Here is a 23,655-nt window from a genome sequence, read left to right as displayed (position 1 = left end):
GCCCGCGCCGTGGCGGTGGGCCGCTCGCCGCGCGGCGCGCCGGCGCAGTTCGCGGACGGCAGCCTGACCGCCGCGCTGGCGCACGGAGCTCCCTGCGACGTGGTCCTGGTGGAAGACGGCGCGCTGCCCCGGCAGTTGACGACCGCGACGCTGGCGGAGCTGCGCGACAGCACCGTGTGAGACGGCTCGGCGGAGACAGCCGAAGGGCCCCGGTGCGCAGGACGCATCGGGGCCCAACTCGTCAGTCGCACAAGGACATTACCGCCTCAGCGTCCCGTCAGCTCGACCACCTGCGACCGTACGGTCTCCCACACCCCGGACACCTCGCCGACCGGCGTCGCCCGCAGCGCGCGCAGGGGTTCACGGGGGTCGGCGCCGCCGCACTCGGTGGACTCGCTGAGGACCTCGTAGCCGTCACGGACGGCGACGCACAGCCGGTAGCGGTCGCCGCCGAGGGCGTGCAGCGCGGAGGCGACGACCAGCGGCGGGGGTCCACCCGCCTCACCGGGGAGCTTGCGGTAGGCGCTCGCGACCGGCGTGCGCCAGCGCAGGCTGAGCAACACCGGGCGTTTGGCGATGACTTCGGCGAAGTCGGTCTCGTAGACCCCGTCGGCGGTGAGCACCGTGGCGCGGGCCTCCAGGACGAGCGCGGCCGGGAGCAGACAGCGCAGGCTGCTGCCCGCGAGGTTGCCGCCGACGGTGGCCGCGCGGCGCACGGCGCCGGTGCCGACGGAACCGGCGGCCTGGCGCAGGACCTCGGGGACGCGCTCGTCGATGCGGTGGAGGACGACTGCGCCGCCGAGTTCCTCGCGGCCGAGGACGTTCGCCTCGGGCAGCTCCCGCAGCGACATGGCCTGCGCGGGGAATCCGTCGCGCTGCCAGGTGGCCCAGACCAGTGTCGCCCCGCCTATCGGGACGGCTCCTTCGGCGAGGTGTCCGCGCGCTTCGGACACGGACGTGGGCAGACGCAGCAGCACGTGGCCAACCTGCCTTCCTGAGAAGCCGGGCGGCCGTGGAACGGCCGTTCGCTTTCGGTACGGCGCATTCTCGTCGTACCCCGGGGGGCGCGTCCAGGGCTCATACAAACAGGTCGTGCGCCCCATTGTCGGGACGCACGACCTGAGTTGACGAATCATCAGATTCTAGCGGCGAGTGCGGACGAGCAGGTACAGGAAGTACGGCGTGCCGATCACGGCGCTCATCAGACCGGCGCCCAGCTGGGCCGGGGCGATGACGGTGCGGCCGAGGAGGTCGGCGGTGCCGACCAGTACGGCGCCCAGGAGGATCGCGACGGGGATGACACGCGCGTGTCTGCGGCCGACCAGGGCGCGGGCGGCGTGCGGTGCGACCAGGCCGACGAAGCCGATGGTCCCGGCGGCGGCGACGGCGGTGGCGCTGAGCACCACGCCGACGCCCAGCAGTCCGAATCTGGCCGGTGCGGTGCGCAGCCCGAGCAGCCGGGGCGTGTCGTCGTCCAGCGAGACCAGGTCGAGTTCGGTGCGCCGTACGACGGCGACGGCGATGCCGAGCACCAGCGCTCCGGCGACGGGCACGGCGTCGGTGAGCGTACGGCCGTAGGTGGAACCGGACAGCCAGGTCAGCGCCTTGGTCGCGTTGAACGGGTCGGTGAGCACGATGAGCAGGCTGATGAGCGCGATGGCCGCCGTGGACACGCCGATGCCGACGAGGACGAGTCTGCTCTGCCCGAAGCCGCCGCGCGCCGCGAGTCCGAACACCAGCAGGGAGGCGAGTCCGGCGCCCGCGAAGGCCGCCGCGGCGATGCCCCAGGACCCCGCGAGCGGGACGGTCGTCACGAGCAGGACCGCGCCGAGGGCCGCGCCGCCGGAGACACCGAGGATGCCGGGTTCGGCGAGCGGGTTGCGGGTGACGGCCTGGACGAGGGTGCCGGACAGGGCGAGCGCAGCGCCCGCGAGGAGGGCCGCGACAACCCTCGGCACCCGGGTGTCGAGGACGAAACCGACGGCCTGACCGGCTTGCCCCTGCGCCCAGTTGGCGACATCACCGAGGAGGAGTTTGGTGTCGCCGAGAAGTACTCCGGCGATGGCCACCGCGACGAGGACGGCGACGAGTACGACGACCGTGGCGAGGAAGGCGGCGCGGCTGGGGATGCGCAGCCGCTCGGGCGTGGCCGCGCTGGTGGTGTCGCGGACGCGCAGGGCCATGCCGACGAGGAACACCGCGCCGAGGAGGCTGGTGACGACGCCGGTCGGGACGGCGACGGACAGCTCCTCCGACATGCACGCGCGCAGCAGTACGTCGGCGGCGAGCACGAGTCCGGCACCGGCCAGTCCGGCGACGGGCAGATTGACCCGGACGCGGACGAACGGCCGGAGCCTGCGGGCCAGGGGCCGTACCAGGGCCGGGGCGCACAGGCCGACGAAGCCGACGGGGCCGGTCAGGGTGACGGCCGCCGCCGAGAGCAGCGCGGCGCACACGACCACGGTGATCCGGGTGGCGCGGACGGGGACGCCGATGCCCCGCGCGGCCTCGTCGCCGAGGGCGAGGGCGTCCAGTCGGCGGGCGACCAGGAGGAGTCCGAGGAGTCCGGCGGCCGCGACGGGTGCCATCTGGAGCACGCCGTCGAAGCCGTTCTGGCTGATGCTGCCCTGGTTCCAGAGGTAGAGGCCGTGCGTGCGCTCGGGGAAGAGCAGCAGCAGGGCGTCGGTGACGGCGGACAGGCCGAGCGAGAGGGCACTGCCCGCGAGGACGAGCCGCACGGTGCCCGCGCCGGGTCCGGCCAGTGCCAGGACGACGGCCGCGGCGGCGAGTCCGCCGGTGAAGGCCACGCCGGAGGAGGCGAACAGGGGCAGGGTGAGGCCGCTCGCGGTGAGCACGCCGAGGCCGAGGTAGGAACCGGCGTTGACGGCGAGGGTGTCCGGGGAGGCGAGCACGTTGCGGCTGACGGTCTGCAGGGCGGACCCGGCGATGCCGAGGGCGGCTCCGGCGAGCAGTCCGGCGGCCGCGCGGGGCAGCCGGGAGGCGACGACCACGGAGGCGTCGGCCGCGTCGGCGCGGCCGGTGAGGGCCTTCCAGACCTCGGACGCGCCGACGGAGGAGGTGCCCTGGGTGAGGTCGAGGACCGCGAGGACGGCGACCAGGCACACGAGCAGGGCCGCCACCGCGACCGCGCCCGTCCTGGAACCGTCCGCCGGTGCCGTGGCGGCGGGGGCTGTTGCGGTGGCGGCCATGGCGTTACTTCGTCAGGGCGGCGACGACGGCGTCGACGTACGCCTGCATGGACCGGGGACCGCCGAACATCCAGATGCCGTCGGGCAGTTGGTGCACGTCGCCCTTCTTCACGAAGGGCAGGGACTTCCAGGCGGCGTTCTTGGCGAGGTCCTTCTTGAACGGGTCGGTGCCCTCGCTCTCGTTGCCGATGTAGGCGAAGTGGGCGTCGCCGACGGCGGACAGGCCCTCGACGTCGGTGGCGGCGAGGCCGTAGGCGGGGTCGCCCTTGAGCTTCCAGGCGTTCTTCAGGCCGAGGCGTTCGTTGACGGCGCCGATGAGCGAACCGCTGGTGTAGGGGCGGATGGAGACCTGGTTGGAGGCGACGTAGCCGTCCGCGAAGGCGATGGAGTCACCGGCGTGCCCGGCGGCGGCCAGCTTCTTCTTTCCTTCAGCGAGCTTGGCGTCGAAGGCCTTGTTCACCTCGGTGGCCTGGGCGGTGGTGCCGGTGGCGCGCGCGATCAGGTCGAGGTTGGTCTTCATCTGCCCGATCTGGTCGGACGCCTTGGCGGAACGGACCTCCAACACCGGTGCTATCTTGCGCAGTTGCTTGACGGCGGCGGCAGGCAGGTCGGTGGTGGCCACGATCAGGTCGGGCGAGAGCGAGGCGATGGTGTCCATGCTGGGCTCGCCCCGAGTGCCGATGTCCTTGGGGGAGTTCGTCAGGGGGGCTGCGGTGTCCCACGCCGTGTAGCCCTTGACGTCGGCGACTCCTACGGGGGCGACGCCGAGCGAGACGAGGCTCTCCACGACCTTCCACTCGGTGCCGACGACCTTCTTGGCCGGGCCGTCGAGTTCGACCTTCGCGCCGGTGGCGTCGGTGAGGGTGACGCTCTGGGCGGTGGCCTTGCCGGAGTCCTTGGCGGCGGGTTCGGTGGTGCCGCAGCCGGTCAGGGCGACGGCGGTCGCGGACAGGGCGGCGAGGGCGACGAGGTGGCGTCTCATGAGGTGGTGCTGAGCCTTCCGGTGCGTGCGTGGTGGCGGCCGACGGCGCGGGTGCGCAGGCGGCCGGTCAGGGGATCGGGGTCGACATCGATACGGATGCCGTAGGTCTCGGTCAGGCGCTCGGACGTGAGGACGTCCTCGGGGCGGCCGTCGGCGACGACGCGCCCCGCGCTCAGCAGGGTGATGCGGTCGGCGACGGCGGCTGCCTGGTCCAGGTCGTGCAGGACGGCGCCGACGGCGATGCCGTGCTCGTCGGCCAAGTCCCGCATCAGGTCGAGCAGTTCGACCTGGTAGCGCAGGTCGAGGCAGGTGGTGGGTTCGTCGAGGAGGAGGACGCCGGTGTCCTGGGCGAGGCAGCTCGCGAGCCAGACCCGCTGGAGCTGACCGCCGGAGAGGTGCTCGGCACCCCGGTCCGCGAGCCCTTCGAGGTCGGTGAGGGCGAGCGCGCGGCGTATCACGTCCGCGCCCCGCGGGTCGGCCCGGGACCAGCGGCCCCGGTGCGGGTAGCGGCCGAACTCCACGATGTCCCGTACGGTCAGCCCGCTCGGGGTGGGGCGGCCCTGGGTCAGCAGGGCCACACGTCGGGCGAATTCACGGGCGGTCAGGGCGAGTCCGTCCAGCGACTGTTGACCCTGACCGGCCTGGCCTCCCTCTCCATCCCCTCCCCCGCCGCCGAGCGTGAGTGTGGCGGAGCGGGGGCGCTGGAGCCGGGCCAGGGTGCGCAGCAGCGTCGACTTGCCGCTGCCGTTGGGGCCGACCAGGACCGTGACCTCGCCTGGGCGCAGCGTGATCGCCGCGCCGTGCACCACGTCCGTGCCGCCGTAGGCCACGGTCACGTCGTGCGCGGCCAGTTCATGGCCACGCATACGGGGGGCCTCGGGTTTCTCTTCTCCGGAACTCACGAAAGTAAGGTTAGCCTATCCTTACTCGTCCTGGTCAGTCCCGGCGTGACCCCCCTCCCCCGGCGCCGGTTCGGGGGCGGCGCCGGGCGTGCGGCCTCAGCGCGCGGGCCAGGTGTCCGGGTTCCACAGGCCCGAACGGCGCAGCGACTGCGGGCAGTGCAGATAGATCTCGTCGATGTCGAGGACGAGCGCGAGTAGCGGGCGTCTTCCGTCGCGGGTCATCGCGTCGAAGAACGGCGCGTCGGTCAGGATGCGGGCGCGGCCGTTGACGCGGAGCACGTCCGTGCCGCCGGGGACGAGGTAGAGCAGTCCGGCGTGCGGGTTCTCCAGGATGTTGTGGAAGCTGTCGGCCCGGCGGTTGCCGAGCCGGTCGGGGAGGGCGAGGGTCGAGGGCCCGAGAACGTGGGTGAAGCCGGGTCCGTCCCCTCGCGGCGAGACGTCGCAGTTGCCCCGGCTGTCGGAGGTGGAGAGCAGACAGAAGGGCGAGCGGGCGAGGATGTCCCGGTCCTGGTCGTCGAGTTGGCCGTGCACCTTGTCGATGACGAGGGACATCGGTTCCCCCAGCAGGGTCCGCAGTTCGTCTTTGGAGCGCAGCTCCACGTATCCGTCGATGTCGGCGGGGTGGGGCACGGTCGTGTCGATGGCCTGGGACAAGCGGACTCCCGGGATTGGCAGTGTGAGCTGGATGTTATTCGACATTAGGTTTGGCTTACCTAAGTTGAAACCGACCGGAGGTGCCGCGTGGAGGTCGGTGGGGTGACGCGGCCTGTGATGGGATGGCCGCGGAGACCGTTCCACCGTGGCGCACGGAAGGAAGTGGGGCAAGGCGATGAACGACAGGACCCTGAGCGTCCGGGATCTCAACCGGGCCACTCTGCAACGCCAGTTGCTGCTGCGCCGGGACGAGCGGTCCGTGTCCGACGCCCTCGGCCGGCTGGTGGCGCTCCAGGCGCAGGTGCCCAACGCCCCCTACGTCGGCCTGTGGTCGCGCCTCGGCGGATTCGACAAGGCGGATCTCACCGGGCTGATGGAACGGCGCGAGGTGGTGCGGGCCACCATGCTCCGGGCCACGCTCCAGGTGGTGACAGCCGAGGACTATCTACGGCTGCGTACGTCACTGCGCCCCGCCCTGGTCAAAGCGATGCGCGGCTTCATGGGCAAGCGGGCGGAGGGGCTGGACTTTGGTGAACTTGCCCAAGAAGCGAGCGAGTTGCTTGCCCAGCGCCCGTACGCGCTCGGCGAGCTGGGCGAGGCCCTGCTGAAGTCGTACCCCGACCGCGACGCCCCCGCGCTCTCCTACATCGCGCTGCGCTGCGCACTGCCGGTGGTGCAGCGGCCGCCGGGCGGTTCCTGGGGTTCGGGGTCGAGCGCCACCTATGTGACGGCGGACTCGTGGCTGGCCGCTCCCTGCCACGACACGGAGGAGCCGGAGGAGTTGGTGCGCCGCTATCTCGCCGCGTTCGGTCCGGCCACGGCCAAGGACGTCCAGGTCTGGTCCGGGCTCACGGGCATGACGGCGGTCCTGAAGCGGCTGCGCGGCGAACTGACGGTGCTGCGGGACGAGAACGGCACGGAGCTGTTCGACCTGCCGGACACCTCCGTCCCCGACGGGGACACCCCGGCCCCGGTACGGCTGCTCCCCGAGTACGACAATCTGCTGCTCTCCCACCACGACCGCAACCGCGTCATCCCCGACCCCCACCGCCCCCGCGTCTTCCGCCCCGGCGGCCGCGTCCTGCCGACGGTCCTGCTCGACGGCTTCGTGGCCGGAGTGTGGAAAACGGAACGGCAACGCTCCACGACCCGCCTGACCGTGACCCTGTTCACCGACGTGCCCGAGCGGGACAAGGAGGCGGTGGCCGAGGAGGCGGCGCGGTTGCTGGAGTTCATCACCGGCGAGCCGGGGCATCCGGTGGAGCTGCGGACCGAGAGTTGAGCACCAACTCTTCGCGCGGGTCCAGTAGTTCGCTCGCGCTGGAGGTCGGATCGTTTACTGACAGGCAGCCGACGCGTCCGGGTGCTGTAGTCGGGCAGACCGCTGTCTGCCATCGGTGAACACCACCCCGAGCGGCCGCAACGGTCATTACCGTCCAGGCGCATGACGACGGTCACAACCCGTACGGTCGCATACCCGGCCGACAACCTGACGATGATCGGACACCTCGCGCTCCCGGCCGGTGCCGGGCGTCGGCCCGCCGTCCTGATCGGACCCGAAGGGATGGGGCTCAGCGATGTCGAGCGCCGACGGGCCGAGGCTCTGGCCGAACTGGGATACGTGGCGCTGGCCTTCGACCTCCACGGCGGACGCTATTTGGCAGACCCGGAGGAAATGCTGGCCCGTTGCCTGCCGCTGCTCGCCGATCCCGACCGCATGCGGGGAATCGGTCACGCCGCGCTCGACGTGTTGCGTGCCGAACCACGGGCCGACCCCGACCGGACCGCCGCCATCGGCTACGGCACCGGGGGCGCGGTCGCACTGGAACTCGGTCGCGACGGCGTCGACCTGCGCGCGATCGCGACAGTCAACGGGCTGATCACGGGCCGACCGGGCGAGGCGGCACGCATCCGCTGCCCGGTATGGGCCGGGGTCGGATCGGAGGACCCGATCATGCCGCCCGCGCAACGGGACGCGTTCACCGCGGAGATGCAGGCCGCGGGCGTCGACTGGCGCCTCGTTGTCTACGGAGGAGCCCTTCACGCCTTCCACCACCCACCGGTCGCCCACACCGCGCCTCCCGGCGTCGGCCACCACCCACGGCACGCACAGCGAGCCTGGCGTGACATCGTCGCCCTGCTCGCCGAGTGCGTGCCCGTCCCGGATTGAGCCGGTTGGTGTCGTCCCACCGGGTCGACCACTCGCAGCAGGCGCTCGGTCATCGCGATCCGCCCGTACTCCGCGAACGCCACACCCAGCGAAGCCGGGCGCCCCTCGCGTCCGAACATGCGCCCGGCGCCCACCCGGAGCTCATTCCGCGAACCCCGGCGGAGCGCCGACGTGCGCTAGCCGACCATCACCGATCTCACGGAACCCGCGCCACCCCCACATAGATCCCGCTCCCCTCCTCCCCGGGAGCCGCCGCGCCCCGGTGCCACTCCGGCGCCGTCACCAGCCCCGGCTCCACCAGCTCCAGCCCGTCGAAGAAGCGCAGCACCTCGGTGCGGGTGCGGAAGGCGAGCCGGATGCCGCCCTTGGCGTACTCGTCCGTCACCTGGGCGGAGAGTTCCGGGTAGATGTCGGAGGAGGCGTGGGAGAGGACGAGGTGGCTGCCGGAGGGGAGGGCGGCGAGGAGGTTGCGCACCAGGTCGTAGGGCTTCTGGTCGTCGCCGAGGAAGTGCAGCAGCGCTATCAGGGACAGGGCGACCGGGCGGTCGAGGTCGAGCGTGCACCGGGCGCGTTCGACGATCGCGTCGGAGTCGCGGACATCGGCCTGGACGTAGTCGGTGGCACCCTCGGGGCGGCCGGTGAGCAGCGCCTCGGCATGCCGGAGCACGAGGGGGTCGTTGTCGGTGTAGACGATCCGGGCGCCCGGGACGACTCGCTGCGCGATCTGGTGGAGGTTCGGCTCGGTCGGGATGCCGCTGCCGATGTCCAGGAATTGGTCGACGCCCTGCCCGGCGAGCCAGGCGACCGCGCGGTGCATGAACTCACGGTTCTGCCGGGCCCCGTCGCGCGCCTCGGGCGGCAGCGTCTTTCCGACCGCCTCGTCCGCCGGGAAGTTGTCCTTGCCGCCCAGCAGCCAGTCGTACACGCGCGCCGGATGGGCCACGCCGGTGTCGATCTGCCGAGGGTCGGGGGTGCCGGTCGTCATGGCGGACTCCGTCGCGCGAAATTGGCCGGATGAATGCTGCCGGTCACCGAGTGTCGCACACCATCGGACAAGCTCTGTACGGGAGTTGAGCACATCGGGCGCGGTGCGGCGATCTTCCCGGAGCGGTCGCGGGCACCGCCTTCCAGTGCTGTCGCGCAAAAGCCGGGTGCAGGTCGCTCGCCCCTCACACAATCGCCGGGCATGCACACGCCAATTACATCCCGACCGTTTCGATCACATACCTGGCACCGTTCGACGCGTAACAGACCCTGACCCCCAGGGCTCGAAAGTATGAGCTGATAATTTGTGAAGCTCGCGAGCAGATGTAGGACCAGGGGGAAAGAAAAAGGCCACCGGTGCCGTCGTTACGGTCACCCGTGTCCGCCCAGCGCGTCTGCCCACGCGAGCACCACCGAGCGGGGAGGAGACTCTGTCGTGACCGAGGCAGGGCAGGGGGCGGACGCCAGGGACGGCGGCCGGAACGGCCACGGACGGCGTGTGACGCCGAAGCGGTCGTGGGGACGCAAGGGGCGGGACGCTGACCACGCCGCCCCGGCGGACCAGGACGACACGCGGGTGTCCGGCGACGCCTCGGACGGTACGGGCACGGGCGGAACGCGCGCGGACGATACGGGCTCGGACGGTACGGGCGCGGACGGGACCGCCCAGCAGAAGACGGTCACAGGCACCCCCGGCTTCGAGCCCGAGGCCACCATGCAGCTCCGGGTCGCCTCGATCCGCCCGGACGAGACCATGCAGCTCAAGATCGTCTCGCCGCCCTCCGACGAAACGATGCAGCTCGCCCTCCCCTCCGCCCCGAAGAGCCCACGGACCGAGGCCGCGAAATCCGGCAGACGCGCCGAGAAGCCGACCGGCCGCCTGGCCGTCGTGACGACCCCGGTGCTCGCCGCCCTCGCCCCCGCCGGACGCGCCCTGGCCCCCGTCGGCCGCGTCCTCGCCCCCTACGCCGAGAAGGCCGCCCCGTACGCCCGCCGTCTGCGGCCCGTCTACCCGCGCCCCGGCCGCGACGACTGGCGGCGCTGGATACCCTCCTGGCGCCAGTGGCTCGCCGCCTTCCTCGGCACCGTCGGCCTGACCGGGCTCTTCCTCACCGTGGCCTACGCGACCACCGACGTGCCGACCAACCTCAACTCGTACGCCACCCAGCAGGACAACGTCTACTTCTGGTCCGACGGCACCCCGATGGCCCGTACCGGCTGGGTGCGCCGGCAGGCGATGCCGCTGAAGGACATCCCCGAGGGCGTGCGCTGGGCCGTCCTCGCGGCGGAGAACGAGAGCTTCTACACCGACCCCGGAATCTCGGTCAAGGGCATCAGCCGGGCCGTGTGGCGCACGGTCGGCGAGGGTGACACCGAGGGCGGCTCCACCATCACGCAGCAGTACGTGAAGAACGTCTACCTCACCCAGAACCAGACGGTCAGCCGCAAGATCACCGAGGCCATGATCGCCCTCAAGCTCGACAACCGGATGAGCAAGGACAAGATCCTCGAGGGCTACCTCAACACCAGCTGGTTCGGGCGCGGCACCTACGGCATCCAGCGCGCCTCGCAGGCGTACTACGGCAAGGACGTCAGCAAGCTCAACCCGAGCGAGGCCGCGATGCTCGCCTCGCTGCTCAAGGGCGCGGGCCTGTACGACCCCACGCTGAGCAAGGCCAACCACAAGCGGGCCGTCGAACGCTGGACCTGGATCCTCGACCGCATGGTCAAGATCGGCAAGCTCACCCCCGCCGAGCGCGCCAAGTACACCGAGTTCCCCGAGCCGCTGAAGACCGCGCAGGTCTACGACACCGGCAAGCAGAGCGACTACCTGGTGGAGCTGGCCTCGCAGTACGCGAGGAAGTCCGCCCACATCTCGGACCGGCAGTTCGACCTGGGCGGCTACCAGATCTACACCACCTTCGACCGCGAGCGGGAGACCAAGCTCACGGATGCCGTCACCAAGGCCCGCCAGGAGGCGGCGAAGAAGGACCCGAAGGGCGCCAAGTCCGCGCACTACGGGGCGGCTTCGGTGGCCACCGACGGCCGGATCGTCGCCGTCTACGGCGGCCCCGACCACCGCAAGCAGGGCTACAACGAGTCCAACGCGACGACGGTGCCCGCCGGTTCGGCCTTCACCCCGTTCGTCTACGCGGCGGGCCTGGAGCACGGTGTGAGCAAGACCCGCGAGGGCACGCGCACCCCGGTCGGCCCGGACTCCGTCTACGACGGCGACGACGGTGTGCCCGTCACCACGCCCGAGGGACCGTACTGGGACCGCAGCGGACGCAAGGTCGCCGCGCACAACGACGGCAACAAGTCCTACGGCCCGCTCACCCTGCGCCAGGCGCTGGCCAGGTCGGTGGACACCCCCTTTATGCAGCTCGGCATGGACACCGGTCTGAAGCAGGTGACCACGACCGCCACCCGGTCCGGGCTGCTCGCCTCCAGCATCGGCCCGCAGGTGCCCGCGCTGGCGCTCGGCAACTCCACGCCCAGCGCCATCCGCATGGCCAGCGGCTATGCCACCTTCGCCGGGAGCGGCGTGCACACCGAGCCGTACTCGGTACGCCGCATCACCCGCAACGGCGGCACGGTCACGCTGACCGTCCCCGACCGGCGCCGGGCGGTACGGCCGGAGGTCGCCGAGCAGGTCGACGAGGCGCTCGCGGACAACTTCCGTCTCTCGCACTCCACGGCGGCCGCCACCACCGCGGCGTCCGGCAAGGACGGCACCACCGACAAGGACACGGCCCGGTGGTACACGGGCAGCCTGAAGTCGGTGTCCACCGCCGTCGTCGTCTACCGCATCGACCTGACCGAGAGCCTGGAGCCGCTGCCGCTCGAGGGCGTGGCAGGCACCACGGCCGACAGCGTCCCGTTCGGCATCTGGGCGAGCGCCATGGGCCTCGACTGACCCCCGAAGGCCGTCAACGGCCGTTCCCTCCGCCCGACTTGTCACCCGCACCCGCACCGGAGATTGAGTCCGTATGAAATCGAGCTCAGGCCGCCGCCGCAAGGAACGCACCACCCCGCAACGCGCCGTCGGACCCGGCGCCATCGCCGTGGCCCTGCTGCTGGTGATCGGCTCCACGGTCGGCGGGTATCTGCTGCTGACCGACGAGGACGGCACCGCCTCGGCCGTCTCCCCGGCCAAGCAGCCGAACACGGTCAAGGAGCCGGAATGGGACGGGCGGACGAAGGTGCTGGGAGACGGCTCCACCTCCTACACCGGGCCGCAGAAGGGCACGTTGAAGCCGGTCCGGCTCAAGCCCGGTGAGAAGCCGCCCCAGTTCGTCGTCTTCTCCTGGGACGGCGCGCTGGAGGGCAGCGACCATCTCTTCTCGCACTACCGGGAGTTGGCCAAGGAGTACAACGCCCACATGACGTTCTTCCTCACCGGCATCTATCTGCTGCCGAAGACGAAGAAGGACCTCTACCACCCGCCGCAGCACGGGCCGGGCGCCGCCGCCATCGACTACGCGACCGACGAGCACATACGCGAGACGCTGGAGCAGCTGCGCAAGACGTACGACGAGGGCAACGAGATCGGCACGCACTTCAACGGGCACTTCTGCGGCGAGAAGGGCGGCGGCGACTGGAGCGTCCAGGAGTGGCGCAGCGAGATCGACCAGTTCTACTCCTTCACGGAGAACTGGAAGACCAACACGGGCTACAAGGACATCCCGCCGCTGCCGTTCGACTTCAAGAAGGAGGTCACCGGCGGCCGGGCGCCCTGCCTGGAGGGCCAGGCGAACCTGCTGAAGGCCATCAAGCCGCTCGGCTGGCGCTACGACGCCAGCTCCGCCGGTGACTTCCAGATCTGGCCGACGAAGAAGAACGGCATCTGGGACTTCCCGCTCCAGATGCTGCCGTACGAGTCGGGCAAGTTCCAGGGCCTGTCGATGGACTTCAACTTCCTCTACAACCAGTCCAAGGGCGAGACCCACGGCGACCCGGCCGAGTATCCCAAGTGGGAGCAGCAGACGGTGGATTCGTACATGGCGGGCTTCAACCGCGTGTACTACGGCAGCCGTGCGCCGCTGTTCATCGGCAACCACTTCGAGGACTGGAACGGCGGCATCTACATGAAGTCCATCGACCAGGTCATCAAGAACGTGTGCAGCAAGAAGGGCGTCAAGTGCGTGTCCTTCAAGGAGCTGGCGGACTGGATGGACGTGCAGACGCCGGAGACGCTGGCGGGGCTGCGCAGTCTGGACCCGGCGCAGTCGCCGGACTGGGCCGCGGTCGTCAAGTGACGTTTGAAACGGTCTGATTCCACTTGCGCACACCATCTTCACACCCGTCGCAGGCGGCATGCGAAGATGCGTTCGCCCGGTCTCTGTAACCGGAGTCCCGGTCTGTGTACCGGAGTAGAGGGGAACATCATTGAAGTCGAGAAAACTGAGCCGTAAGCGGAGCCGTGCCGCCATAGTGTCGGCCGCCGCTGCTTCGGTGGTCGCGGGCGTGGCGCTCGTGCCCAACTGGAGTGCGGGCGCGGCGGTCACCAACGACCCGACCGTCGACGCGGGGACCAAGGCGACCTTCCAGAAGCTGGCGGACGCGGTCTTCACCGACCGCACCCAGGCCCTGGTCGGCGGCGCCCCGCAGAGCGCGTCGCAGCAGCGCACGCACCGGTTCACCGGTGAGGTGCGTCTGTCGGGCACGCAGACGCGGCAGGAGAAGTCCGCGCTGACGCAGCTGCGCGGCCGCAAGGACCGTCTGGCGAAGCTGGGCGAGCAGTACAGCGCGGGCAGCACGAGCGTGAAGCTGGACGCCACGCAGGTCAAGGGGCGTCGTGCCACGGTGGCCGTCACCGAGACGACCTCCCTGACCTACAAGAAGGTCCGGGCCAACCAGCCCAAGACCACGGGGTTCCAGGCCCACCACGAGCTGACGTTCCAGGCGGACGGCAACGGTGACTGGCAGCTGACCGGCGTCAAGGACACCGACGACGGTTACCTGGCGGTCAACCAGGTGGCCAAGCCGGAGGTCGCGAAGCCGGCCACCGCCACGACCGCCGCCGACGACGGCCCGCCGGACGCCCCGAAGTCGGCCACCACGCGGCCCGCGCCCGCGAACCCGAAGAACATGACGGCGTCGGGCTATGACTACAAGGCCATGGTCGCGTACGCCACGAAGTACTGGAACAACTACAACACCGAGTACCCCGACTTCAACGGGGCCGGGGCCGGCGGCGACTGCACCAACTTCGTCAGCCAGTCCCTGAAGGCGGGCGGCTGGAAGCACGTCCCGGGTTACACGAACGACTTCCACAAGTGGTTCGGTACCAAGGACATCCAGTCGGACTCCTTCGTCGGTGTGAACGAGTTCTCGTGGTTCGCCCTGTCGTCCAAGCGCGTCACCCCCCTGGCCAATGTGTTCCAGGCCGACCTCGGTGACGTGATCCAGATGGACTTCAACAAGGACGGGTCCAAGGACCACACCATGATCGTCACCAACCGGGACGCCCAGGGCGTGCCGTACGTGACGTACCACTCCACCAACACCTACAACAGGTCGGTGGCGTCCCTCGTCGCGTCGTACCCGACGGCGGCGTTCTACGCCTACCGCACCTGATCACCGGGTGTACCGGCCGGGAGCGGCGTCCTCGTGGGCGCCGGTCCCGGCCGTGACGGAGACCCCCGCCTCGTGCGGGGGTCTCCGTGCGTTCGGGGGTCCTCGTGCGTTCGGGGGTCCGGTCGGGAGGCCCGTGGTCAGGGGGCCATGCGGGCGGCGATGTCCTCGGCGCACTCCGTCAAAGCCGTGGCCTGCGCGCGGAGTTGGTCGGCCTCGGTGAGGATGACGGTGGCGGCGAGGGAGACGGCGAGCAGTGGGCCGCGCCGGGACGTGCCGGGCAGGGCGGCCGCCAGCGAGCGGACGCCGATCTCGTTCTCCTCGTCCACCTCGGCCCAGCCGCGCTCGCGCACGCGGTCGAGTTCGGCGCGCAGCAGCTCGGGGTCGGTCATCGTGCGCGGGGTGACGGCCGGGAGCGGGCCCTTGAGCAACTCCTCCCTTTCCGCCTCGGGGAGTTGGGCTACCAGCGCCTTGCCGAGCGAGGTGGCGTGCCAGGGGTTGCGGGTGCCCTCGGCGCTGCGCAGTTGGAGGTGCTGGGTGCCCTGGACGGTGAGGACGAGGAGTACCTCGGCACCGTCGAGGACGCCCGCGATGACGGGGAGTCCGGTGCGGGCGGCGAGGCGGCCCATGGGTCCGGCGGCGGCCGAGTAGCCGGCGGCCGAGCGCTGGAAGCCCCGGGAGAGTTCGAGGACGCGGGAGCCGAGCGCGTAGCGGCGGGCATCCTCGTCGTAGATGGCGAAGCGTTCCTCGACCAGACGGCCGAGGATGCGGTGGGCGCTGCTGACGGGGAGCCGGGCGGCACGGGCGGCGGCGCTCACACCGAGTCCCGCCGGGTGCTCGGCGAGCACGCCCAGCAGGCGCAGTCCCCGGCCCAGCATGTCGTCGCCGGATGGTGTGGTCACCGTGTGGTCCTCCGTGGTGGGGTGCCGCGAGCGGGGTGGGGTCTGTGGGGCGGGGCGGTTCTCTGGTGCGGGGCGGTGCCGTGGGCGGCGGCCGGGACGGGTGGCCCGGCCGCCGCTTGGATGATCACCGTACCGGGGCGGGCCGGGCGGCGGTCTTCGGCTCGGGGACGGCGAGGGTGAGTCCCGCGGCGAGCAGGGCGCAGACGGCCATCAGGACGAAGGCGCCCGCGTCGCCGAGCTGGGTACCGCGCACCCAGCCGACCAGGTAGGTCCCCGCGAAGGAGCCGAGCGCGCCGAAGGAGTTGACCAGGGCGACGGCGGCACCCGCGACCCCGGGCGGGGCAAGAGTGGAGACGAGGGCGAAGTAGGGGCCGTAGGGGGCGTAGAGGCACAGGCCCGCGACGACCAGCAGCGTGAGGGCCAGGGGGAAGTTGCCGCCCGCCGCGTAGGAGCCGAGCAGGGCGAGTCCGCCGCCCGCGAGCCAGGGCCAGACGGCGGCGCGGCGGCGGCCGCTGCGGTCGGAGAGCCGGGAGTTGAACAGCATCGCGGCGGCCGCGCAGGCGTAGGGGATGGCGGTGAGCAGTCCGGTGGCGCCGATGCCCTCGCCGGAGCCCTTCTTGATGATGGCGGGCAGCCAGAAGACGAAGCCGTACATGCCGAAGGACCAGAAGAAGTACTGGGCGGCCATGAGGAGGACGCGGGGCGAGCGCGCGACGCTCGTGTACTGCTCGCGCAGCGTCCCGGCGACGGGCTGGGCGGTGGCCCGCTGTTCGGCCAAGTCGGCTTCGAGATACCGGAGTTCGGCTTCGGGGAGCCGCGCCTGCTCGGGGCGGTCCTTGATGAGCCAGAGGCAGGCCACGCCCCACAGGATGGAGGGGACGCCCTCGGCGACGAACATCACCCGCCAGTCGGACACCGACACCAGCCAGCCGGAGACGGCAGACAGCCACATCACCGTGACCGGATTGCCCAGGATGAGAACGGTGTTGGCGCGTCCGCGCTCGCCGCGCGTGAACCAGCGGCTGAGCAGCATCACCATCGACGGCAGCACCGCGCCCTCGACCACCCCGAGCGCGAAGCGCACCGCGATCAGCTGGGCCGGGCTGCTCAACAGGCCCTGGACGACGGCGAGTACGCCCCAGGTCACGGTGGACCAGGCGACCAGCCGCCGGGCGCTGCGCTGCTCGGCATAGATCGTGCCGGGTATCTGGAACAAGAAGTAGCCGAGGAAGAAGGACGCGGCGATCAAGGAGTCGGTACCGGCCGACAGATGCAGTTCGTCGGCCATGCCGCCCGCCGAGGCGATGGCGTAGTTGGACTTGTCGAGGTAGGCGAGCGAGTACGTGATGAAGGCGACCGGCATCAGATACCGGGCCCGCGCCGAACGCCAGAACCCGGTGGGCGCGTGGACGGCCCCTGCGGTCTCGGTGGCAGGTGACGTCGCTGTCATTCCTGACCCCCTGTTTTCCGTGAGGTGGAAAGTGTTTCACTGGACGGGAAGAACCGTACGAGAAGGAGACCCCGTTGACCAGAGCTGTGCACGACTCCGCCACCGACGTGCTTCTCCCCTGGCCCGACCTGGACCGCGGCCACGGCGCCTGGCCCGAGGGCGTGCGCGTGCACGTCTGGGACGGGGTGACTCCGGACAGCGAGCCGGACGCGGAGACGCTCGCCCGCGTCGGCCTGTGGGTCATGCCGTACGCCGTTCCCGACGCCGTACGGCTGCTGCCCCGGCTGACCGGCCTCCAGGCCGTGCAGTCGCTGAGCGCGGGCGTCGAGAAGCTGCTCCCGCTGCTGCCCCCCGGTGTCGCCCTGCACAACGGGCGCGGGCTGCACGACGCCTCCACCGCCGAGCACGCGCTCGGCCTGATCCTCGCCGCGCAGCGCGACCTGCCGCAGTGGGTCGCCGACCAGTCCGCCGGACGCTGGGAGCCGCACTTCACCCGCTCCCTCGCGGACGCGCGGGTCACGATCGTCGGCTACGGCTCGATCGGCGCCGCCCTGGAACAGCGGCTGCTGGCCTGCGAGGCCCAGGTCACCCGGGTCGCGCGACGCGCCCGCCCGGAGCAGGACGTGCACCCGGTCTCCGAGCTGCCCGAACTGCTCCGCACCACCGACATCGTCGTCCTCGTACTGCCCGAAACCCCGGAGACGGAAGGGCTGTTGGGCGCGGAGGAGCTGGCGGCGCTGCCCGACGGCGCGCTGGTCGTCAACGTGGGGCGCGGCCGCACGCTTGACACCGAAGCTCTGCTCGCGGAGACCGCCGGGGGCAGGCTGCGCGCGGCCCTCGACGTGACCGACCCGGAGCCGCTGCCCTCCGGTCACCCGCTGCGCCACGCCCCGGGCGTGCTGATCACCCCGCATGTCGGCGGCGGTTCGGCCGCGTTCCGGCCGCGTGCCGAGCGGCTGATCGTCGAGCAGGTGCGCCGCTTCGCCGAGGGCCTGCCGCTGCTCAACGCCTTCGCGCGCGACTGACGCGTCTTTCTTCGGGCGCGGGTGTGTGTGGGCGCCCGACGGATGGAAACCCGTAGGGACGGCGGATGCGGGCGCCGCGCGCGTGCCGCCCGCCGGACCGACGAAACGCGCGATCCCGTCGACGGGTGCGGCCCACCCCCACGGCTCCCCGTCGACGGCGCGCGAACGGACACGCCATGACCGTGTGAACGGACACGTCATAGCCGTGTGAACGGACGCTTCACGACGCGGACGACCAGGGAGGCCGCGATGCGGGAACGCAACGACCAGCGCGACGACGGGCAGGAGAGCGGCGCTTCGCGGCCGCCGGGCGAGCGGCCCCCGGAGTCCGTCGCCGACGTCCTGAGCGGACCGGGGGTCGAGAATCCCTCGTTCGCCGAACCCACCGAGCCCACCGGGCCGCCGCCCGCCCAGCCCGACCAGACCGCGCCCGCCACGGTCGGCCCCACCGGCCGCCCGAGCGGCGCGGAGCGGGACCTCAGGGAGCAGGACGGCGCGTGGCTGACCACGGCCCAGGGCAATCGGCTGTACGACACCGATCACTCGCTGAAGGCGGGCGCGCGTGGCCCGGTGCTGCTCCAGGACCACCATCTGCGGGAGAAGATCACCCACTTCGACCATGAGCGGATTCCGGAACGTGTGGTGCACGCACGTGGTGCCGCAGCCCATGGTGTGTTCCAGGCCTATGGGAACGCCTCCGGGGTGACCCGGGCCGCCTTCCTCCAGGAGGGAGCCGAGACGCCGGTGTTCGTGCGCTTCTCGACGGTGCTCGGCTCGCGCGGCTCGGCCGACACGGTGCGCGACACGCGCGGGTTCGCCACGAAGTTCTACACCGGCGAGGGCACGTTCGACCTGGTGGGCAACGACATCCCCGTGTTCTTCATCCAGGACGCGATCAAGTTCCCCGACGTGATCCACGCGGGCAAGCCGCAGCCGGACCGGGAGATCCCGCAGGCGCAGAGCGCCCACGACACCTTCTGGGACTTCGTCACCCTGCACACCGAGGCCACCCACCACACCATCTGGAACATGTCCGACCGGGGCCTCCCCCGCTCGTTCCGGACGATGGAGGGCTTCGGCATCCACACCTTCCGCCTGGTGAACGCCGACGGCGAGAGCACGCTGGTCAAGTTCCACTGGAAGCCCAGACTGGGCGTGCACTCCCTGGTCTGGGAGGAGGCACAGCTCATCTGCGGCATGGACCCGGACTTCCACCGGCGCGATCTGGCCGACGCCATCGAGGCAGGCGCGTATCCGCAGTGGGAGCTGGGCATCCAGACCTTCCCGGACACGCCCGACCAGACCTTCGACGGCATCGACCTGCTCGATCCGACGAACCTGGTGCCCGAGGAGCTGGCGCCGGTGCAGCCGATCGGACTGCTCACGCTGAACGCCAACCCGGTCAACTTCTTCGCCGAGACGGAGCAGGTCGCCTTCCACCCCGGACATCTGGTGCCGGGCATCGACGTGACCGACGACCCGCTGCTGGCCGGGCGGCTGTTCTCCTACCTGGACACCCAGATCAGCCGGCTCGGCGGTCCCAACTTCGCGCAGCTCCCGGTCAATCGGACCGAGGCGCCGGTCAACGACATGCTGCGCGACGGGATGCACCAGACCGCCGTGCACACGGGCGTGGCCGCCTACCGGCCCAACTCCCTCGACGGCGGCTGCCCGTTCCTCGCCGGACAGGCGCAACACGCCTACGTGGAGACGCCGGTGACCGTGCCGGAGGGGCAGAAGGTGCGCGAGGCGCCGGAGACGTTCGCGGACCACTTCAGCCAGGCGCGCCGGTTCTGGCTGAGCATGAGCCCGGTCGAGAAGGAGCACATCGTCGCGGCGTACACCTTCGAGCTGGGCAAGTGCTACGAGAAGACCATCAAGGAGCGCGGCCTCCAGGTCCTCGCGAACATCGACCCGGAGCTGTGCGCGGGCGTGGCGGAGGGTCTTGGGCTGCCCGCCCCGGAGCCGACGGTGCCGCTCGCCGACGTGACGCCCTCGCCCGCGCTGTCGCAGGTGGGGAAGGTCTGGCCGGTGGCGGGGCGGGTCATCGGGATCGTCGCCGGTCCGGACGCCGACCTGGACGCGGTGCGCGCCGTGCAGAAGGCGGCCCTGGCAGCGGACGTCGTCCCGCTGGTCGTCGCCCCGACCGGCGGCGAGCTGTCCGCAGACGGCGATCCGCTGACCGTGCAGCGTTCGTACGCCACGACGCGCTCGACCGAGTTCGACGCCGTACTGCTGGCCGGGCCCGCGCCGGGCGGCGACGGTACTGGCACCGACCCGCGTGTCGCCGTACTGCTGGACGAGGCGTTCCGGCACGGCAAGGCGCTGGGCGGCTGGAACGGCGCCGAGGAGACGCTGCGCGCGGCGGGCGTCCCGCTCGACGCGCCCGGCGTGGTGACCGGCGGGAACGCGGTCGACGTGCTGGAGGAGGTCCTGACGCTGCTGGGGAGCCACCGGGTCTGGGAGCGGTTCACGCCCCGGGCGTGACAGCGTCTCCCGTCGGAGCGGGCCGAGTCCCCCGTCGGAGCGGGCCGAGTCGATCCGGGTCGATCCGGCCCGCTCCGGTCTGTCTTCCGGAAGGCTCCGGCCCGTTTTCCGGCAGCGAGAGCGGGGACTCGGGCACCTATGGTGCGAATCGGATACACGATGATGACCGAACAGGCCGGACCCCGGGAGCTGGTGGACCACGTGGTCCGCGCCGAGGAGGCGGGGTTCGACTTCTCCGTCACCTCCGACCACTACTTCCCCTGGCTGCGCTCGCAGGGCCACTCGCCCCACGCGTGGACGGTGCTCGGCGCGGCGGCCCAGGCGACCTCGCGGATTCCGCTGATGACGTACGTGACCTGTCCGACGGTCCGCTACCACCCGGTGGTCGTGGCGCAGAAGGCGGCCACGCTCCAACTGCTGGCCGAGGGCCGGTTCCGGCTCGGGCTCGGCGCGGGCGAGAATCTCAACGAGCATGTGATCGGCGGCGGTTGGCCCGCCGTGGACGTACGCCACGAGATGCTGGAGGAGGCGGTGGAGATCATCCACGCGCTCTTCGAGGGCGGCCATGTGACCTACCACGGCACGTACTTCGACGTGGAGTCGGCGCGGCTGTGGGACCTGCCGGAGAAGACGCCGCCCCTCGGCATCGCCGTCTCCGGCGAGCAGTCCTGCACGCTGGCCGGTCATCTGGCCGACCTGGTCGTCGCGACCGAGCCCAAGAAGGAGCTGCTGGACGCCTTCGACCGGCACGGCGGCGCGGGCAAGCCCCGCGTCGGGCAGCTCCCGGTCAGCTACGGCCCCGACCGCGAAGCGGCGATCGACCGGGCGCACGACCAGTTCCGCTGGTTCGGGCTCGGCTGGAAGGTCAACTCCGAGCTGCCCCACCCGGACTCCTTCGCCTCGGCCACCCGGTTCGTGACCCGGGAGGACGTGGCCGGGTCGATTCCGTGCGGTGACGACCCGGAGGCGTTCGTGGACGCGGTGCGGCCGTACGTCGAGGCCGGGTTCACCGAGGTGGCCCTGGTGCAGATCGGCGGCGAGACCCAGCCGGACTACATCGACTGGTCGCGCAAGACGCTGCTGTCCGCGCTGCGCGGGGCCTTCGGCTGATCCGCCCGGCCCCGGGGCCCACCGTGTATGAGCTCGCGACATATGAGCCGTACCCATGGTGCGCCGCGACATGTGAGCCGTGCCCATGGTGTGCGCCCGCAGCGTGTGAGCCGTAGCCACGGGGTTACTCGGGACGCCCGGGAATGCAGCGCCGTCCGCGAGGAGAAGACCGTGGCGATCCGGTATCAGCTCATCGAACGCGCTCCGGCCGACGTGTGGAGCGTGCTGGCGAATCCCTACCGCTACGCGGACTGGGTCGTCGGCACCGCCGAGACCGCACCCCGCGAGGGCGACTGGCCCGAACTCGGCTCGTCCCTCTCCTACACGGTCCCGCTCGGCCCCAAGGTGGCCCGGGGTTACACCGTGGTCCGCCGCTACGATCCGCCGGAGCATCTGGAGCTGGAGGCGCGCAGCACGCTCGGCAGCGCGCGGATCGCCTTCGAGATCCGGCCCTGGGGCGAGAACACCCTCGTCATCGTGGACGAGCATCCGCTGAGCGGCCTGGGCGACCGGCTGCACAACACCCTCCTCGACGCGGCGATCCAGCTGCGCCACCGGGGCATGCTCGCGCGGCTGGCCCGGGTCGTGGAGGAGACGCATCCGAGGAAGCGGCCCGGGGACACCGCGCCGCCCACACCGTCCTCGCCGACCGGGGAGGCCGGCCATGACTGACGCGGTGGTGATCGGGTCCGGACCCAACGGCCTGGTCGCGGCGAACATCCTCGCCGACCACGGCTGGAGCGTGACGGTACTGGAGGCGGCGGACACGCCCGGCGGCGCGGTCCGCAGCGACCACGGGGTGCACCCCGACTTCGTCAACGACCTGTTCAGCTCCTTCTATCCGCTGGCCGCGGCCTCCCCGGTCATCCGGGACCTGCACCTGGAGGAAGAGGGGCTGCGCTGGTCCCACGCGCCCGCGGTGCTGGCCCATCCGCTGCCCGACGGACGCTGCGCGGTCCTGGAGCGCGACCGGGACGCCACGGCCGGCAACCTGGACAGCTTCGCCGACGGCGACGGCCGGTCCTGGCTGGAGCTGTGCGCGACCTGGGACCGGGCGGGCAAGGACCTGCTCGGCGCCATCTTCGCGACCATGCCCCCGGTGAAGCCGCTGGTGGCGCTGGCCCTGCGGATGCGGGCCCACGGAACCCTCCAGCTCGCGCGGAACATGCTGCTGCCCGTGCGCCGCTTCGGCGAGGAGGAGTTCGACAGCGAGGCCGCGCGCCTGCTGGTCGCGGGCACCGCCCTGCACGCCGACCTCGGCCCGGAGTCGGCGGGCGGCGCGGGCTTCGGCTGGATCATGACCATGCTCGGGCAGACGTACGGCTTCCCGGTGCCGGTCGGCGGCGCGGGCGCCCTCACCCGCGCCCTGCAGAGCAGGCTGGAGCGCCGGGGCGGCACCGTCCGCTGCGGCACGCGGGTGACCCGGGTGGTCGTCGACGGCGGCCGGGCCCTCGGGGTGCGTACGGCCGACGGTGACGCGGTCCCGGCGCGCCGGGCCGTCCTCGCCGACGTGTCGGCCCCCGAGCTGTACGGCGCCCTGGTCGCGCCCGAGCATCTGCCGGAGCGGGTCCGCTCGGACATGGAGCGGTTCCAGTGGGACTTCGCCACCTTCAAGGTGGACTGGGCGCTGAGCGGCCCGATCCCGTGGAAGGCCGAGGAGGCGGGCCGGGCGGGGACCGTCCACATCGCCGACAGCATGGACGAGCTGACCCGGTTCGCCGCGCAGATCGCCATGCGGCTCGTCCCGGACCGGCCCTTCCTGCTCCTCGGCCAGATGACCACCGCCGACCCCACCCGCTCGCCCGCGGGCACCGAGTCCGCGTGGGCGTACACCCATCTGCCCCGGGACATCCGGGGCGACGCGGTGGAGGGCGGCCCGCTCAACGGCACCTGGGACGCCGCGGAGCGCGAGATCATGGCGGACCGGATCGAGCAGCGCCTCGAGGAGTACGCGCCGGGCTTCCGCGGCCGCATCGTGAACCGGCGCGTCCTGGCACCGCCCACGCTCCAGGCGGCCGACGCCAACCTGAACGAGGGCGCGCTCAACGCGGGCACCACCAATCTGCACCAGCAGGCCGTCTTCCGTCCGATCCCGGGCACGGGCCGTCCCGAGACGCCGGTACGGGGCCTGTATCTGGCGTCGGCCTCCGCGCATCCCGGCGGCGGGGTGCACGGCGCGCCCGGCGCCAACGCGGCGCAGGCC

At 71.5% G+C, this 23,655-nt stretch carries 18 protein-coding genes and 1 pseudogene; 11 read left to right on the top strand and 8 right to left on the bottom strand.

From position 1 onward, the window contains the following. A pseudogene (locus GTW40_RS18405) lies at window positions 1-180 on the top strand (MFS transporter); the annotation flags it as partial. Between the two features lie 86 nt (window positions 181-266). Here the strand turns inward: GTW40_RS18405 and GTW40_RS18400 are convergent. The 5 genes from GTW40_RS18400 to GTW40_RS18380 form a co-directional block, all read right to left on the bottom strand. Further along, entirely contained in the window at window positions 267-977 is a 711-nt protein-coding gene (locus GTW40_RS18400) for an FAD binding domain-containing protein (protein WP_161181287.1), read from the bottom strand. A gap of 165 nt (window positions 978-1,142) precedes the next feature. Next, complete coding sequence (locus tag GTW40_RS18395) at window positions 1,143-3,209, bottom strand: iron ABC transporter permease (protein ID WP_161181286.1); 2,067 nt, start codon at window positions 3,207-3,209, stop codon at window positions 1,143-1,145. A gap of 4 nt (window positions 3,210-3,213) precedes the next feature. Further along, window positions 3,214-4,191, bottom strand: a complete 978-nt coding sequence (locus GTW40_RS18390; protein WP_161181285.1) for an iron-siderophore ABC transporter substrate-binding protein — start codon at window positions 4,189-4,191, stop codon at window positions 3,214-3,216. Next, complete coding sequence (locus tag GTW40_RS18385) at window positions 4,188-5,057, bottom strand: ABC transporter ATP-binding protein (RefSeq protein WP_202486077.1); 870 nt, start codon at window positions 5,055-5,057, stop codon at window positions 4,188-4,190. Before GTW40_RS18385 ends, GTW40_RS18390 begins: the two co-directional genes overlap by 4 nt. A gap of 132 nt (window positions 5,058-5,189) precedes the next feature. Beyond that, window positions 5,190-5,780 carry an MSMEG_1061 family FMN-dependent PPOX-type flavoprotein gene (locus tag GTW40_RS18380; RefSeq protein WP_343245736.1) on the bottom strand — a complete coding sequence of 197 codons (591 nt, stop codon included), beginning with the start codon at window positions 5,778-5,780 and terminating at the stop codon, window positions 5,190-5,192. A gap of 142 nt (window positions 5,781-5,922) precedes the next feature. Here GTW40_RS18380 and GTW40_RS18375 point away from each other — a divergent pair, with 142 nt between their 5' ends. Together GTW40_RS18375 and GTW40_RS18370 are read left to right on the top strand one after the other, a co-directional pair. Then, on the top strand, window positions 5,923-7,029 hold the full coding sequence (locus GTW40_RS18375) for a winged helix DNA-binding domain-containing protein (protein WP_161181282.1): 1,107 nt from the start codon (window positions 5,923-5,925) through the stop codon (window positions 7,027-7,029). Between the two features lie 162 nt (window positions 7,030-7,191). Continuing rightward, window positions 7,192-7,917, top strand: a complete 726-nt coding sequence (locus GTW40_RS18370) for a dienelactone hydrolase family protein (protein ID WP_161181281.1) — start codon at window positions 7,192-7,194, stop codon at window positions 7,915-7,917. Window positions 7,918-8,113: 196 nt separating this feature from the next. On the opposite strand, the gene GTW40_RS18365 is transcribed toward GTW40_RS18370, so the two are convergent. Then, window positions 8,114-8,902: an SAM-dependent methyltransferase gene (locus tag GTW40_RS18365; protein WP_161181280.1), complete on the bottom strand. Its 789-nt coding sequence runs from the start codon at window positions 8,900-8,902 to the stop codon at window positions 8,114-8,116. A gap of 714 nt (window positions 8,903-9,616) precedes the next feature. Between GTW40_RS18365 and GTW40_RS18360 the strand changes: the two genes are divergently transcribed. The 3 genes from GTW40_RS18360 to GTW40_RS18350 all read left to right on the top strand — a co-directional run bounded on the left by GTW40_RS18360 (window position 9,617) and on the right by GTW40_RS18350 (window position 14,481). Continuing rightward, window positions 9,617-11,818, top strand: coding sequence for a transglycosylase domain-containing protein (locus tag GTW40_RS18360; RefSeq protein ID WP_202486076.1), 2,202 nt, complete (start codon window positions 9,617-9,619; stop codon window positions 11,816-11,818). 73 nt (window positions 11,819-11,891) lie between these two features. Then, on the top strand, window positions 11,892-13,160 hold the full coding sequence (locus GTW40_RS18355) for a hypothetical protein (protein WP_161181279.1): 1,269 nt from the start codon (window positions 11,892-11,894) through the stop codon (window positions 13,158-13,160). Between the two features lie 208 nt (window positions 13,161-13,368). Next, window positions 13,369-14,481 carry an amidase domain-containing protein gene (locus tag GTW40_RS18350; protein ID WP_161181278.1) on the top strand — a complete coding sequence of 371 codons (1,113 nt, stop codon included), beginning with the start codon at window positions 13,369-13,371 and terminating at the stop codon, window positions 14,479-14,481. Window positions 14,482-14,618: 137 nt separating this feature from the next. Here the strand turns inward: GTW40_RS18350 and GTW40_RS18345 are convergent, their stop codons facing one another. Both GTW40_RS18345 and GTW40_RS18340 read right to left on the bottom strand, forming a co-directional pair. Then, window positions 14,619-15,380, bottom strand: a complete 762-nt coding sequence (locus tag GTW40_RS18345) for an IclR family transcriptional regulator (RefSeq protein WP_343245735.1) — start codon at window positions 15,378-15,380, stop codon at window positions 14,619-14,621. Window positions 15,381-15,504: 124 nt separating this feature from the next. Beyond that, window positions 15,505-16,830 carry an MFS transporter gene (locus GTW40_RS18340; RefSeq protein ID WP_202486073.1) on the bottom strand — a complete coding sequence of 442 codons (1,326 nt, stop codon included), beginning with the start codon at window positions 16,828-16,830 and terminating at the stop codon, window positions 15,505-15,507. A 74-nt stretch (window positions 16,831-16,904) separates the two neighbouring features. On the opposite strand from GTW40_RS18340, the gene GTW40_RS18335 reads away from it, so the two are divergent. From GTW40_RS18335 to GTW40_RS18315, 5 genes are all read left to right on the top strand, one after another. Further along, a complete protein-coding gene (locus tag GTW40_RS18335) occupies window positions 16,905-17,855 on the top strand; it encodes a 2-hydroxyacid dehydrogenase (protein ID WP_202486072.1) in 951 nt (316 codons plus the stop codon). A 249-nt stretch (window positions 17,856-18,104) separates the two neighbouring features. Continuing rightward, window positions 18,105-20,342 (top strand): catalase, encoded by a 2,238-nt coding sequence (locus GTW40_RS18330; RefSeq protein WP_161181277.1) that lies wholly within the window; start codon window positions 18,105-18,107, stop codon window positions 20,340-20,342. Between the two features lie 138 nt (window positions 20,343-20,480). Continuing rightward, window positions 20,481-21,452: an LLM class F420-dependent oxidoreductase gene (locus tag GTW40_RS18325; RefSeq protein WP_161181276.1), complete on the top strand. Its 972-nt coding sequence runs from the start codon at window positions 20,481-20,483 to the stop codon at window positions 21,450-21,452. A 171-nt stretch (window positions 21,453-21,623) separates the two neighbouring features. After that, window positions 21,624-22,124: an SRPBCC family protein gene (locus tag GTW40_RS18320; protein WP_161181275.1), complete on the top strand. Its 501-nt coding sequence runs from the start codon at window positions 21,624-21,626 to the stop codon at window positions 22,122-22,124. Next, the coding region (locus GTW40_RS18315) for an NAD(P)/FAD-dependent oxidoreductase (protein WP_161181274.1) at window positions 22,117-23,655 on the top strand (1,539 nt) is incomplete at its 3' end. The genes GTW40_RS18320 and GTW40_RS18315, both read left to right, overlap by 8 nt.

It is taken from the genome of Streptomyces sp. SID4985, assembly GCF_009863025.1.
GTDB lineage: Bacteria > Actinomycetota > Actinomycetes > Streptomycetales > Streptomycetaceae > Streptomyces.
Note: the sequence above shows the minus strand (reverse complement) of the source record. Positions and strands in the feature narration are given on the sequence as shown.

What these genes read in the sequence shown, in the direction of transcription:
- GTW40_RS18395 (WP_161181286.1), bottom strand. Translation starts at nt 3,209, where the DNA reads ATGGCCGCCACCGCAACAGCCCCCGCCGCCACGGCACCGGCGGACGGT.
- GTW40_RS18390 (WP_161181285.1), bottom strand. Translation starts at nt 4,191, where the DNA reads ATGAGACGCCACCTCGTCGCCCTCGCCGCCCTGTCCGCGACCGCCGTC.
- GTW40_RS18385 (WP_202486077.1), bottom strand. Translation starts at nt 5,057, where the DNA reads ATGCGTGGCCATGAACTGGCCGCGCACGACGTGACCGTGGCCTACGGC.
- GTW40_RS18375 (WP_161181282.1), top strand. Translation starts at nt 5,923, where the DNA reads ATGAACGACAGGACCCTGAGCGTCCGGGATCTCAACCGGGCCACTCTG.
- GTW40_RS18370 (WP_161181281.1), top strand. Translation starts at nt 7,192, where the DNA reads ATGACGACGGTCACAACCCGTACGGTCGCATACCCGGCCGACAACCTG.
- GTW40_RS18365 (WP_161181280.1), bottom strand. Translation starts at nt 8,902, where the DNA reads ATGACGACCGGCACCCCCGACCCTCGGCAGATCGACACCGGCGTGGCC.
- GTW40_RS18360 (WP_202486076.1), top strand. Translation starts at nt 9,617, where the DNA reads ATGCAGCTCCGGGTCGCCTCGATCCGCCCGGACGAGACCATGCAGCTC.
- GTW40_RS18355 (WP_161181279.1), top strand. Translation starts at nt 11,892, where the DNA reads ATGAAATCGAGCTCAGGCCGCCGCCGCAAGGAACGCACCACCCCGCAA.
- GTW40_RS18340 (WP_202486073.1), bottom strand. Translation starts at nt 16,830, where the DNA reads ATGACAGCGACGTCACCTGCCACCGAGACCGCAGGGGCCGTCCACGCG.
- GTW40_RS18330 (WP_161181277.1), top strand. Translation starts at nt 18,105, where the DNA reads ATGCGGGAACGCAACGACCAGCGCGACGACGGGCAGGAGAGCGGCGCT.
- GTW40_RS18325 (WP_161181276.1), top strand. Translation starts at nt 20,481, where the DNA reads ATGGTGCGAATCGGATACACGATGATGACCGAACAGGCCGGACCCCGG.